Here is a 12,697-nt window from a genome sequence, read left to right as displayed (position 1 = left end):
CTGACATTGATGGCCCTACTGTAGGGATGCACCCATGTCATGCCAAGATCGATCCGACAAACGGTGCGATTGCGGGGCCGAGCGGTCGTGAGGACGGATGAACGGGGACTGTTCAAACCCGTCATACGCTCACTCGATCAGCTTGAGCGCTTCCTGGCGCATCACGTCGAGCATGCCGGCCTCGGGTGCGCGGGCGCAGGCCGCCACCGTCGCGTTCACGATCGCTTCCACACCCGGGAAAGCCTGGCGCGCCGAGCCGTTGCGGTGCAGGCTGTAGACCAGCATGCCGATGCTCTCTGCGATCGCCGGCAACTCGCGCAGGCTGCGCTCCGGGAAGGTCGCCGCCTGCCACGCCGCATCGGCGTTGAAATCGGCGCAGCTCTTGGCGGCGATGGTCGTCGTGTGGTCTTTCTTGAAGCGGATGGTGACCAGGCCGCTGCGCGCGCCGCCGGCGGCGATGTCCAGCCGCCTGGCCATGGCCAGCGCCAGCGCATCGAGCTCGGCCGAGCGCGAGGAATCGCGCACCAGGGCCGCCGCCGCGCGGTCCTTGTCGCCCTGCGCCAGTTCGACCGTCACGTCGCCCTGCACGCCGCGCGCCGCCAGCGCTTGCGGATAGCTGGCGTCGCTTGCATAGACCGTGATCTCGCGCCAGGTCGGCAAGGTGGCCTGGGCGGCCACCGATTGCGGCGCCAGCGCCAGCAGGGACAGCGTCAGCGTCGAACATGCCGCCAGGGTCTTCATCGTGGTGGCGGGCCTTGCCATCAGCGGGCCGTCCCGTGCAGCCAGTAGTCGCGCAGCAGGCCGTAGAATGCAGTGTCGGCATACTCGCCGTGCACCAGCCAGCGCTGCGGCATATAACCCTCCTGGCGAAAGCCCAGCTTTTCGAGCACGCGGCCGGAAGCCTCGTTGCGCGGATCGATATCGGCTTCGACCCGGTTCAGGCCCACCTCGCGAAAGCCATGGTCCAGCGCGGCGCGGGTGGCCTCGAAGGCATAGCCCTTGCCCCAGTGCGCGCTGCCCAGCGCATAGCCGAGTTCACAGCGGCGGTTCTGGTTGAAGAAGTGGTGCAGGGCCACGGTGCCGACCAGTTCACGGTTCGATGCGAGTTCGATCGCGAAGCGCAGCTCGGTCTCGTCGCGGTAGGCTTCCAGTGCGCGTGCGATGGCCGTTTCGGCGAACGAGATATCGGTCCACGGCTCGGCGCTCCAGTAGCGCACCACGGCCGGGTCGGAAAAGATCGTGTAGAGGGCCGGCGCATCGCTCGCGGCCAGCGGGCGCAGCACCAGGCGTTCGGTGGTGAGAACAGGGGTGGTATAAGTCGACATGGTTTGCATTGCCAGTGTGATAAGCGTTAGCATACCACTGCTCTGGGGACTGTAGACAGGGCCGTGGAGTGCTGCTTTCCTGTCATTAACATCATGCACGCCGCATGTTCTTGCGCCTGCATTGGGCGCCCTCCGGATGCCTGTTGCAATACGCGCCATTCTTGTTCAAACTTCAATGTCGACAAGGCGCCACCAGGCGAGGAGCGCACCATGCACGAATCCAGGCCCACCACGATGTCATCCTTCTGGATGCCATTTACCAATAACCGTGACTTCAAGCGCGATCCGCGCCTGTTGGTCTCTGCCGAGGGCATGTATTACCGCGACGTCGACGGCCGCCAGTTGCTCGACGGCGCCGCCGGCCTGTGGTGCGTGCCCTGCGGCCACGGCCAGCCGAAGATCGCGGCCGCCATTGCCGCCATGGCCGGCCAGCTCGACTACGCGCCGACCTTCCAGATGGGCCATCCGGCCGCCTTCGAACTGGCCGAGAAGCTGATGGAATTTTCCGGGCGCCGCTTCGGCCACGTGTTCTATACCGGGTCGGGCTCGGAAGCGGTCGACACCGCGCTCAAGATCGCGCTGGCCTATCACCGCGCGTGCGGGGAGGGCGGACGCACGCGCCTGATCGGCCGCGAGCGCGGCTACCACGGCGTCGGCTTCGGCGGCATTTCGGTGGGCGGCATCGGCGCCAACCGCAAGCATTTCGGTCCCTTGCTGCCGGGCGTCGACCACCTGCGCCATACGCATGACCTGGGGCGCAACGCCTACGCACGGGGCGAGCCGGAACATGGCGTCGAGCTGGCCGAGGATCTCGAACGGATAGTGGCCCTGCACGATCCGTCGACCGTCGCGGCCGTGATCGTCGAACCGGTGTCCGGCTCGACCGGCGTCCTGATTCCACCCAAGGGCTACCTCAAGCGCCTGCGCGAGATCTGCGACCGCCACGGCATCCTGTTGATCTTCGACGAAGTCATCACCGGTTTCGGGCGCCTGACGACACCGTTCGCCGGCGACTGGTTCGACGTCGAACCGGACATGATGACCACGGCCAAGGGCATCACCAATGGCGCGGTGCCGATGGGCGCCGTGTTCAGCAAGGCCTTCATCCACGACGCCTTCATGGACAGCCCGGCCGGCATCGAGCTGTTCCACGGCTATACCTATTCCGGCCATCCGCTGGCCTGCGCCGCCGCGCTGGCCACGCTGGAGGTGTTCCAGGAACAGGGGGTACTCGAGAACGCGGCGCGCATCCAGCCCTATTTCGAGGAAGCGCTGCAGTCGCTGCGCGGCCTGCCGCACGTGATCGACCTGCGCTCGATCGGCATCATCGCCGGCATCGAGCTCGAACCGGTCGCGGGCCTTCCCGGTGCGCGCGGCTATGCGGCGCTCAAGAAGGCCTTCGCCGACGGCCTCCTGATCCGCACCACGGGCGACATCATCGCGTTGTCGCCGCCGCTGGTGCTTGGCCGGGAACACGTCGACGAATTGTTCGGCAAGCTGGCGGCCGTACTGAAACAATTGGCCTGAAGCAGCGTCGAGCCACAAGAAAGAGGGACCGATGATCGCCATCGCCGACGCCCTGGCCTTGCCCGCATCCCCGGAATTGGCCGACACCGACACCGCCACGGCCGAACTGGCGGCGTTCGAGCGCCTGGTGGCGATGTGATTCATCCGCTGCGAATACGGCGGCAAGCAGGGCGCCAACCGCAAGCTGGCCGACCTGCGCCTGTGGCGCGACGCGGTCTTCCTGGGCGTCGGCCTGGCCTCCAGCCGGGTGCTGGCGCTGCGCCACGCCCTGGCGCCCGATGGCCGCGAACAAGAGGTGGCGCGCGCCGCCATCGTGCGTTTCGAGCAGACCCGCCTGCCGGGCGATCGCGTGGTCGATACCGGCGGCTTCACCGAGAGCGCGGCCCTCGCCGTGTTCAAGGTTGGAAGAACGGCCGGGCCTGCAAGCGATCCGGCCGTGCGCCAGCAGTCGCGCGAGGGCGGCCGGAGCCAGGTCGACGGGTGCTTCCGTACTGCGCTGGCGGGCGTCTATGCGGGCGGCGAGAGCGTGGCGCCGCTGGAACAGGCGCACGCGCCACGCCACGCCAGCAGGCGGCCCAGGCGATCCACGCCGATCTCCAGGCCCGAGTCTTCACGTCGTATTGACGTTTGCGTTACACTCGCGCGCATCGATTCGACTGGCGCGCACCGTGATACCCCCGATTTCCACCCATAACGACCTCTGGAACGACGACCTCGCTCCGACCACCGCAGCGCAGCGCACCTGGCGCTGGTATCACTTCGCCGCCCTGTGGGTCGGGATGGTGATGTGCATCCCGGCCTATACCCTGTCGGCCAGCCTGGTGGAGGCGGGCATGTCGGGCTGGCAGGCGGTGCTGACGGTCTTTTTGGCCAATACCATCGTGCTGGCGCCGATGCTGCTGATCGGCCACGCCGGGGCCAAGTACGGCATCCCGTACGCGGTGCTGGCGCGCACCTCGTTCGGCACTGGCGGCGCCAAGCTGCCGGCGCTGATGCGCGCCATCGTCGCCTGCGGCTGGTATGGCATCCAGACCTGGTTCGGCGGCAGCATGATCTACACCTTGCTGGGCGTGATGAACGGCGCGCCGATCGGCGGCGACACGCTGGCCTGGCTCGGCATCAACCTGGCGCAGCTGCTGTGTTTCCTCGCCTTCTGGGCGATCCAGCTGTATTTCGTGGTACACGGAATGGAGTCGATCCGCAAGCTCGAGACCTGGACCGCGCCGCTCAAGATCGCGATCTGCTTCGTACTGCTGTGGTGGGTGCACGATAAAGCGGGCGGCTTCGGTCCGCTGCTCGAGCAGCGCTCGCAGTTCGCCCCCGGCGGGCCGAAGGAAGGGCAGTTCTGGAGCACATTCTGGCCGTCGCTGACCGCCATGATCGGGTTCTGGGCCACGCTGGCGCTGAACATTCCCGACTTCACCCGCTTCGCCAGGTCGCAGCGCGACCAGGTGGTCGGCCAGACCGTCGGCCTGCCGCTGCCCATGGGCTTGCTCGCGGCGCTGGCGGTGATCGTCACCTCGGCCACCGTCGTCTTGTACGGCAAGGCGCTGTGGGACCCGGTCGACCTGGCCAGCCGCATGACCGGCGTCGCGGTGCTGGTGGCCCTGATCGTGCTGCTGGTCGATACGGTCAGCGTCAACCTGGCGGCCAACCTGGTCGGCCCGGCCTATGATTTCTCGGCGCTGGCGCCGCGCCGCATCAGCTACCGCACCGGCGGCTACATCACGGCCGCTCTGGCACTGGTCATGATGCCGTGGAAGATCCTGGAATCGACCCAGAACTACATCATGACCTGGCTGGTCGGCTACTCGGCCTTGCTGGGACCGATCGCCGGCGTGCTGGTGGTCGACTACTACCTGGTGCGCAAGACCAGGCTCGACGTCGACCAGCTGTATCGCCATGACGGCATCTATTCGTATCCCAACGGCTTGCTGGGTGGCTGGAACAGCGCCGCGCTGGCGGCCTTCGCGGCCGGCGTGCTGCCCAATATCCCGGGCTTCCTGAATGCGGCCTTCCCGGCCAGCTTCCCCGACGTGGGCGAGGCTTTCAAGACGATCTACACCTACGCCTGGTTCGTCGGCGTCGCGATCGCGGCCGTGGTCTATGGCCTCATGATGAAGGGACGCGGCGCGCAGCACTAGGACGACATTTTCTGCGCCGAAGAGCGCCGCATGCGCAGCATATTCCGAGACGCGGTTGTCTGGCTCGCAGCCTGGCGGCAGGTGGCGCCCAGGCAGCGAGCTTCGACGCAGTCGCCGGTGAAACCATGGCTGCGCTTCCAGCTACTGCACTGCGGGCACGCTTGCCCGAGAAGCTGCTCACGGCCCTGATCCTGCCGGCGTCGCAGGCGGAGCGAATCCGCGCAGGAAGTCGAGCAGCACGGCGCCGGCGATATCCGCATCGTCGGCGGTCATGGTCTCGAGCGGGTTGTGGCTGATGCCGCCATTGCCGCAGCGGACGAACAGCATTGCGACCTGGGTCAGCTGCGCCATGCGCATCGCGTCGTGGCCGGCGCCGGAGGGCAGGTCAAAGCGCGGCAGGCCGGCGCGTTCGAGCGCGGCGCCCAGGCCGTCCATCATCTGCGGCGCGCAGGGCACGGCGTCGATCTCGAGCAGCTTGTACAGTTTTTCCTGGATGCCGCGTCGCGTGCAGATGGCGGTGATGCCGGCCAGGATGTCGTCGACCGCGGCCAGCCGGGTTTCGTCGTCGGCGGCGCGGATGTCGAGCGACAGGCGGCAGGCGCCAGGCACCACGTTGACCGAGCCCGCCGGTACCTCCAGCTGGCCGACCGTGCCCACCAGCGATCCATGGCTACGGCAACGGCTTTCCACCAGCAGCACGATCTCGGCGGCCGCCGCGGCCGCATCGCGCCGCAGGTTCATCGGCGTGGTGCCGGCGTGGCTGGCCACGCCTTTCAATTCGACCAGGTAGCGCGAGCTGCCCGCGATCGCGCTCACCACGCCCAGCGGCAGGCCGCGCTCGAGCAGTCTGGGCCCCTGTTCGATATGGACTTCGACGAAGCCCAGCACGGTGGCGGGATCGCGTGCGATGGAGGCGATCGCCGCCGGATCGTGGCCGGCGCCCGCCAGCGCGTCGCGCAGCAGGACGCCATCGAGGTCGCGCGCATCGAGCAGCGCCAGGTCGAAGCCGCCGGCCACCGCGCTGCTGCCGAGGAAGGTGCTGCGATAGCGCACGCCTTCTTCTTCGGCGAAGGCGATCACTTCGAGATCATAGGACAGGCGCTGGCCGCGCGCGGCCAGTTGCCCGACCAGGGCGATGGGCAGCAGGATGCCGAGCCGGCCGTCGTACTTGCCGGCGTTGCGCACGGTGTCGTAGTGCGAGCCGGTGACCAGGGTCCGCGCGTCCGGCTGGGCGGCGGCGTAGCGGCCGACGACGTTGCCGACGGCGTCGATATGGACCGTCATGCCGGCGCCGACCATCCATTCGGCGATCTGCGCGGCGGTACGCCGGTGCGCCGGCGTCATGTAGGCGCAGGTCAGGCCGGTCCCGGTATCGCTGATGGCGCCGAGCGCCTCGCACCACCCCATCACGGTGGCGCCGACCGATGGCGCGACACCGAGCAGGGCGTTGAGGCGGATCTCGGCGATCCGGTGCACCTGGCGCAGCGCTTCGCGCAGCTCGTCGTCAGGCGCGTTGTCGAGGCGGCGCTCGAAGGTGTCGATGATGCTTTGCCGCGCCAGGCCGCGTCCTGTCGGCCCTTTCACGGCCAGGATGAAGGGAAAGCCGAAGCGTTCGTTGTAGCGCGCGTTGAGCGCGCGCAGCCGTGCGTATTCGCCAGGCGAGCAGCGATCGAGGCCGGAGCTGGCCTGTTCATCGCTGGACTCCGCCGTCAGCTCGCCGGCGATGGCGGCCTTGCCGGCCAGCTCGGGGTGGGCGCGCAGCAGCGACAGGCGTTCTTCGATGCTCGCGCCGTCGACCGCCGCCTGCAAGGAGAGCTTGAGCGCCGCCAGGGTGGCGAAGGGGCGGGCCGCGGCGGCGCGCGCCGCGATCCAGGGTGAGTGCTCGTAGACGCCATGCAGCGCGGCGGTAAAGGCGCCGGCGTCGAGCCGGTTCAGGTCCTGGATGGTCGGCATGCACTACTCCTGGTTGAGTGAGCGCGCCGCGCTGCTGACCTGGTCGCGCAGCCATTTGTGCTCGGTCGACTGGTGCACGCGCTGGTGCCATAGCTGGTAGAAGCGCATCGGCGGAAACTTGACCGGCACCGTGAAACTCTTCAGCGGCAGCGTCTTTTCAAACGCGCGGATGAACTGGCGACCGGTCGTCAGCACCAGGTCGCTCTGGGTCAGCATATACGGGATCACGCCGAAATAGGGGGATTCGACAGCAACCCGCCGCTGCAGGCCGTGGCGCTCGAGATAAGCGTCGATCACGCCATGGTAGCCCGGCAGCATCTGGGTCGGGGCGACGTGGGGCAGGTCGAGGTAATCCTCCAGCGTCATCGCGTCGGACGCGGTGCGCCTGGCATATGGGCTGTCGGCGCGCATGGTGCAGATGATCGGGTCTTCGAACAGCTTGGACATGTGCAGGTGGGCCGGCGGCTCGTCCCAGTTGGCGATGACGAGGTCCATGTCGCCGTCGGACAGCATGCGCAGGTAGTCCAGGCCGGGGCCGAGGGCGTGGATGACGACCTTGCTGCCGGGCGAACCGCGCCGCAGCAGCGCCACCACGTTCGGCAGGAAGCGTGCGTCGAGGTAGTCGGGGGCGGCGATGTGGAAGGTGCGCGTCGCCTGCTCGGGCACGAAGGGCGCCTTGCGCACGAACAGGCTCTCGGCCTCGTCGAGGATGCGCTTGGCCGGCTTGAGAAGGCTCTCGCCATGCTGGGTCGGCACCATGCCGCGCGCGCCGCGCACCAGCAGCGGGTCGCCGGTCAGTTCACGCAGCTTGCGCAGCGAGGCCGAGATCGAAGGCTGCGGCTGGTTCAGCTTGAGCGCTACCCGCGAGACGTTCTTCTCCACCAGCAGCAGGTAGAGGATGCGGATCAGGTGCAGGTCGAGGTTGCGGGGCAGGCTGGACATCGGAGGCGGCCGCAGTGGCACGTATAACAGGGTGAATATGTCGAATATACGCTACATTTCATGTCGCAGAAATTGGAATCGGCGTATCGTCGATTCATCTCAGCCGCACCGCGCTCACAAGGGAAGCCCATGTTCGACCCCGGATACCTGTCGCCGTATGCTCTCGAGTGGTGCAATCTGCTGCTGCGCTGGCTGCACATCATCACCGGCATCGCCTGGATCGGCGCTTCCTTCTACTTCGTCTGGCTCGACAACACCATCAAGCCGCCGCCCGCTGGCTCCGAGCTCGAACGCAAGGGCGTGTCCGGCGAGTTGTGGGCGGTCCATGGCGGCGGCTTCTACAACCCGCAGAAATACCTGGTGGCCCCTGGCGCGTTGCCGAAGGAGCTGCACTGGTTCAAATGGGAAGCCTATTCCACCTGGCTGTCGGGCTTCGCGCTGCTGGTGGTCGTCTACTACCTGAACGCGAAAGCGATGATGGTCGACCGCAGCGTGGCCGACCTCAGCAGCGGGCAGGCGATCGGCATCGGCATCGGCAGCCTGGTGGTCGGCTGGATCGCATACGACCTGCTGTGCAAGACCAGGCTGGTGCAGCGCCCGCTGATGTTCGGCGCCACGGTGTTGCTGTTCCTGGTCGCAAGCAGCTGGCTGCTCACCCACCTGCTGAGCGGACGCGCGGCCTACCTGCATGTGGGCGCGATGATCGGCACCATCATGGTGGCGAACGTGGCGATGCTGATCATTCCCGGCCAGCGCAAGATGGTGAACGCCATGCTGGCGGGGCGACAGCCCGACCCGAGCCACGGCATCAAGGCCAAGCAGCGCAGCGTCCACAACAACTACTTCACCTTGCCGGTGCTGTTCATCATGATCAGCAATCACTATGCGATGACCTACAACCACCCGCATGCCTGGGCGGTGCTGGGGGCGATCATGCTGGCCGGGGTGCTGATCCGCCACTTCTTCAACCTGCGCCACAAGGGCCGCACCGAATGGCGTTATCCGGCCGCGGGCGTGGCCCTGCTGCTGGCGCTGGCGGTCGCGCTGGCGCCGCCAACACCGCGCGCCAACGCCGGTACCGCCGCCCGTCCTGACGCCGCGGCGCGCTTCGCCGAAGTGCGCACGATCATGGACCAGCGCTGCGTGTCCTGCCACGCCCGGCAGCCGACGCAGGCCGGCTTCGCGGCGGCGCCGGGTGGTGTGATGCTCGACACGCCCGAACTGGTCAGCCAGCATGCGGCCCGCATCTACCAGCAGACGGTGCAGCTCAAAGCGATGCCGCTGGCAAACCTCACCCACATGACCGACGCCGAACGCGTCCAGGTCGGCGCCTGGTTCGAAGCCGGCGCGGGCACAGGAAAAACACCATGAACAATCCCTTGCACGACCGCTTGACCCAATGGATCGACGCGCATTTCGATGCCCAGGTCACGTTTTTACAGGACGTGGTGCGCATCCCGACCGATACGCCACCCGGCAATAACGCGCCGCATGCCGAAGCGGTAGCCGGCATGCTCGAAGCGGCCGGCTGGCCGGTCGAGCGCCATGCGGTGCCGGCACGCGAAGTGCGTGACCAGGGGCTCGAGAGCATCACGAACCTCATCGTGCGCCGGCCCTATGGCACCGGCGGACCGACGCTGGCGCTGAACGCCCACGGCGACGTGGTGCCGCCCGGCGAGGGCTGGACCCGGCCGCCGTATGGCGCCGCCATCGAGGATGGCTGCCTGTACGGCCGTGGGGCGGCGGTGTCCAAGAGCGACTTCGCCACCTATGTGTTCGCGGTGCGCGCGCTCGAAGCGCTGGACGCGCCGCTGGCGGGCGCGGTCGAACTGCATTTCACCTACGACGAGGAATTCGGCGGCCTGCTCGGGCCGGGCCGCTTGCTGGCGCAGGGCCTCACGCGGCCCGACTACGTGATCGCCGCCGGCTTCGCCCATGGCATCGTCACCGCCCACAACGCCTGCCTGCAGCTGGAAGTGACCGTGCACGGCAGGGCAGGGCATGGCGCGATGCCCGAGACGGCGGTCGACGCACTGCAAGCGGCCACGCGGGTCTTGAACGCGATCTATGGCGAGCTGCCGGCGCTGAAGAACATCCACAGCGGCGTGCCCGGCATCGGTTCGCCGACCATGATCGTCGGCCGCATCGACGGCGGGACGAATACCAATGTGGTGCCGGGGAAAGTGGTGCTGCGCCTGGACCGGCGCATGATTCCGGAAGAAGACCCCGAAGTGGTGGAAAGCCAGGTGCGCGGCCTGGTCGAGGATGCGGTGCGTGGCATGCAGGGCATCCGGCTCGAGATCCGGCGCCTGCTGCTGTCCCGGGCATTGCGGCCCTTGCCGGCGGTGGCGCCGCTGGTGGACAGCCTGCAGCGCCACGCCCGCGCGATCATGGGCGAGGTGATTCCAGCACACGGCACGCCCCTGTACGCCGATGCGCGCCTGTACGGGGAGCACAGCATCCCGGCGGTGCTGTATGGCGCCGGTCCGCGCACGGTCGCGGAATCGAACGCCAAGAAGGCCGACGAGCACCTGCTGCTGGAGGATTTGCGCCGTGCAACCAAGGTGGTAGCGCTGACGCTACTCGATTTTCTCGGCCCGCGGGGCTGACGCCTGGTCATCGCGCGGGACGATCGCGAACTGGGCGCCGTTTTCATAGTCCGGCTTGACGCTACGCTCCATAAATTGTTTCCAAGCTTTTCTGCCCGGCTCGCCCAATGCATCCACGGCATAGGCCAGGGCTGGCTGCATATTCGAGGGATACCCAGCCGTGCTACTGGAGTAACCGGTCATTTCACCGGGGCGCAACTTGAGCGCGGATGCCATGGCGCCGCTCGCGCACGCAAGCCCTTTCAGCTCCGGCTCATGGCTCTTGGCGAAGGCCTCGCCGATCGTCGAATAGAACGGCGCATCGGCCGTATCCCGAACACGCATCGCGTACATCGCCCCTGTAATCCAGCAACTGCCCTTGCCGATCATTCTGGCAACCGGGAACTTCGACTTCCAGCGCAGCAGCGGCACTGCCTTTTTGAAGCCGAGTTCCGCCGCGCGCCCCACTGCCGACGTGAAGAAGTCGTCTTGCCAGGGAGCGAGGCCGACGCCATCGTTATACACCATGGCATAGCCATTGGCGATGAAACCAAGCGCGTTGGCGCGCGGGTTGTTGGTGTATTCGGTGTTATACCAGTCCAGGTTACTGTTCAGGATCTGCAAAAAGTGGTGCTTGAGAGGGTGCTCATCAGGCGAAATATAGGCGGCGTCGGTCAGCGTGCGCAGTGCCCAGGCCTGGCCACGCACCTGCTCCGGCTTGAGCAGTCCCTTGCGGTTTCCCCGATAGCCGGGATTGGATGCAAAAACATCGTACATTGCCCAGAACTGCAGCTCTTCGAGATAATAGTAGTCGCCTGTAAGCAGGTAGGGAAGATAGGCGAAATTTGGCTGGTGCGGGATGTCATGCTCGTTGGGCGTCCGGCATGCCTCGTGGCTGACACACTCTGGAAACGCCTCGAGTTTTTTTGTGGCGGGATTGTGGGTGTCGGTCGAACGTCCGACTATCGTCATGTAGGGATAGTCGAGCAGGCTGACCGGCAGGCCCGTGCGGCGATCGCGATAGTGGATCGACCAGGTGCCGGCCAGGTCGGCCGTCCCCAGGGTGAAGGTCTTCGCGCGCGGATCCATGCTGAGCAGATAACTGACCGCCCACGCCGGCTGGAGTCCGATGTCTTCCCGGCCGCCCGTCGTCGGCATGCCTGGCATGGCCAGGCCTACGCCCATCGGTTCGGTCCTCGGGCCAGTCCATATGGCGTTGGTCTTCGACAGTATGCTTTCGCTGATCGCGACCGTGCGATCGTAGTTGGGCAGGGCATAGGAATCGATCAGCTGGCGGCTGTCATGGCGCAGGTGCAGCGCCGGATCGCCCCCCCACCACGCAAGCTTGCGCCACCGTGCATGATGGTAGTGCGTGAGGTTTTGCTTGCGGTAGACGGTCTTGCCGCCGACCTCGATCTCGGCGTCGTAGGTAAAGTTCTGCGGCGCCGGTTCGTAGGCCCAGTTGTTCTCGATCGTGACGTCGACGCGGGCCTTCTTGATCCCTGGATACCAGCGCACCGCGAAGCGCGCGGCCAGGTGCGGATGCTGGCTGCCGTTGCGGTCGGCCAGCGGCGCGCTGACATGCCACTCGTGCGCGACCGGACCCTTGAGCCAGGAAGCCGGCTTGCCTTTCGCCAGCAGCCGTTCGAGCGATGCGCTGTAATGCTTCTCGCCGAGAGCGAGCTTGACGCTGGCTGTCAGCCCGGTGCGCACCAGCGCGGCCGGCGACGCATCGACCGGCGCGGCAAATCCTGGTTCGGCGTGACCGCGAGACGCGCTTTTCACCAGGCCGAATGCGAGCGGTTTGGCGCCTGGCGCCGGCAGGATGCCCGAGATGACCGCATGCCGCACCGAGCCATCGTCGTGGAAGGCCTTCGCGTCGACCTGCAAAGCGATCGGCTCGCCGTCGGCCAGCCTGGCGACCAGCCGGGTTTCGCGCGCCAGCTTGCCCGGCCCGAAGACCTGTCCGAATGTCAGCGGCACCTGGTCGTCGGCGCCGGTTGCCGCGGTGCGCTCCAGCCACAGCGTCGCCAGTGCGCCATCGATCCGGGGACGGTTGGCCACGCCCGGTGCGGACGCTACGCGCGCCGCACCGGGCGCCAACTGGCGTTCGTCTGGCGTCGCGGTCGTCGAGGTCGTGGCCACGGCGCCGTAGCGCAGCTCGGTCACTCGCTGTGGATCGAGTCCGCCGCCGGCCGGCAGGCCCTGTGCAGATGCC

General features: G+C 67.1%; 10 protein-coding genes. 5 read left to right on the top strand and 5 right to left on the bottom strand.

What is annotated here, in order from left to right; all coding sequences use genetic code 11:
* Window positions 1-129 precede the first annotated feature (129 nt).
* Both AC56KW_RS06355 and AC56KW_RS06350 read right to left on the bottom strand, forming a co-directional pair.
* On the bottom strand, window positions 130-762 hold the full coding sequence (locus tag AC56KW_RS06355; RefSeq protein ID WP_497169896.1) for an energy transducer TonB: 633 nt from the start codon (window positions 760-762) through the stop codon (window positions 130-132).
* Entirely contained in the window at window positions 762-1,325 is a 564-nt protein-coding gene (locus AC56KW_RS06350) for a GNAT family N-acetyltransferase (RefSeq protein ID WP_497169895.1), read from the bottom strand. Before AC56KW_RS06350 ends, AC56KW_RS06355 begins: the two co-directional genes overlap by 1 nt.
* Window positions 1,326-1,535: 210 nt before the next feature.
* On the opposite strand from AC56KW_RS06350, the gene aptA reads away from it, so the two are divergent.
* From aptA to AC56KW_RS06335, 3 genes are all read left to right on the top strand, one after another.
* The gene (gene aptA / locus AC56KW_RS06345; protein ID WP_497169894.1) at window positions 1,536-2,852 is read left to right on the top strand and encodes an omega-aminotransferase AptA; all 1,317 of its coding nucleotides are present in this window, start codon (window positions 1,536-1,538) and stop codon (window positions 2,850-2,852) included.
* A gap of 247 nt (window positions 2,853-3,099) precedes the next feature.
* A complete protein-coding gene (locus AC56KW_RS06340) occupies window positions 3,100-3,546 on the top strand; it encodes a hypothetical protein (RefSeq protein WP_497169893.1) in 447 nt (148 codons plus the stop codon).
* Window positions 3,521-4,996 (top strand): NCS1 family nucleobase:cation symporter-1, encoded by a 1,476-nt coding sequence (locus AC56KW_RS06335; RefSeq protein ID WP_497169892.1) that lies wholly within the window; start codon window positions 3,521-3,523, stop codon window positions 4,994-4,996. The genes AC56KW_RS06340 and AC56KW_RS06335 overlap by 26 nt, the downstream gene beginning before the upstream one ends.
* Window positions 4,997-5,173: 177 nt before the next feature.
* Here the strand turns inward: AC56KW_RS06335 and AC56KW_RS06330 are convergent, their stop codons facing one another.
* A complete protein-coding gene (locus tag AC56KW_RS06330; protein WP_497169891.1) occupies window positions 5,174-6,949 on the bottom strand; it encodes an allantoate amidohydrolase in 1,776 nt (591 codons plus the stop codon).
* A 3-nt stretch (window positions 6,950-6,952) separates the two neighbouring features.
* Window positions 6,953-7,891 (bottom strand): LysR substrate-binding domain-containing protein, encoded by a 939-nt coding sequence (locus AC56KW_RS06325; protein WP_497169890.1) that lies wholly within the window; start codon window positions 7,889-7,891, stop codon window positions 6,953-6,955.
* Between the two features lie 129 nt (window positions 7,892-8,020).
* Here AC56KW_RS06325 and AC56KW_RS06320 point away from each other — a divergent pair, with 129 nt between their 5' ends.
* Both AC56KW_RS06320 and AC56KW_RS06315 read left to right on the top strand, forming a co-directional pair.
* On the top strand, window positions 8,021-9,262 hold the full coding sequence (locus tag AC56KW_RS06320) for a urate hydroxylase PuuD (protein WP_497169889.1): 1,242 nt from the start codon (window positions 8,021-8,023) through the stop codon (window positions 9,260-9,262).
* A complete protein-coding gene (locus AC56KW_RS06315; RefSeq protein WP_497169888.1) occupies window positions 9,259-10,500 on the top strand; it encodes a M20/M25/M40 family metallo-hydrolase in 1,242 nt (413 codons plus the stop codon). Before AC56KW_RS06320 ends, AC56KW_RS06315 begins: the two co-directional genes overlap by 4 nt.
* Here AC56KW_RS06315 and AC56KW_RS06310 read toward each other — a convergent pair.
* Window positions 10,471-12,648 (bottom strand): hypothetical protein, encoded by a 2,178-nt coding sequence (locus AC56KW_RS06310; protein WP_497169887.1) that lies wholly within the window; start codon window positions 12,646-12,648, stop codon window positions 10,471-10,473. The genes AC56KW_RS06315 and AC56KW_RS06310 overlap by 30 nt on opposite strands.
* Window positions 12,649-12,697 lie beyond the last annotated feature (49 nt).

The organism is Telluria sp. RT2P19, from assembly GCF_059685725.1.
Note: the sequence above shows the minus strand (reverse complement) of the source record. Positions and strands in the feature narration are given on the sequence as shown.